Raw genomic sequence first — 587 nt, 5'->3', positions numbered from 1 at the left:
AAACAAACGTGTGCCCGGCATCCGATCGCTGACGCGCGGCCGCACGTCGCCAACTGGTCACTTCTCCCTTGTATTCAATGAGGCGCTCGCCCGACTTGAAAGGCTGTAGGGCAAACAGCCCCGTGCCGTGCACGGGCGAATGTCGCGCCGAAATGCGTCGCGCTCGGCGCATGGTGTCGTTTCCTTCAGTAGGCGCCCGGGGCAAAGGGCACCGGTGCAGCCGGATCATACAGCGGCACCGGCCATGTTGGTGAAGCCAATGCGCAACTAACTGTCAGGCACATGTCAACCTCGAACCAGCTCCGCCAGAACCCCCGGCGAGCAGAGAAGGGGGCGTCACTCGGACCGGCGATTCGCTCCCGCCGTGGCCGAAGCCACCCCCTCGTTTTCGACGGGCGCCCGTTCGGAGCGCACCGGACGCAATCCCTCGACGGGCGAAACCATTACGATCCCGGCCGCGAAAACCGTGAAGTTCACTGCAGGTAAACCGTTCAAGGAGGCCGTCAACGGGGCCTAGCGTGGCGGGCGCAGGAAAGCCGGCGCGACATGCCCGTTTCCCCGCGCGCCGCGACGGTCCTGACGATTCT

The 587-nt window shown here is 65.1% G+C and carries 2 pseudogenes; one reads left to right on the top strand and one right to left on the bottom strand.

Annotation, left to right across the window (positions count from 1 at the left end):
• Positions 1-172: pseudogene (locus tag H3V53_RS43315) on the bottom strand (SET domain-containing protein-lysine N-methyltransferase); the annotation flags it as partial.
• Positions 173-382: 210 nt separating this feature from the next.
• On the opposite strand from H3V53_RS43315, the pseudogene H3V53_RS43310 reads away from it, so the two are divergent.
• Positions 383-517 (top strand): annotated as a pseudogene (locus H3V53_RS43310) (HU family DNA-binding protein); the annotation flags it as partial.
• Positions 518-587: the final 70 nt, after the last annotated feature.

The organism is Paraburkholderia bengalensis (assembly GCF_037126505.1).
Lineage (GTDB): Bacteria > Pseudomonadota > Gammaproteobacteria > Burkholderiales > Burkholderiaceae > Paraburkholderia > Paraburkholderia bengalensis.
This window is presented reverse-complemented; position numbering and strand designations above follow the sequence as displayed.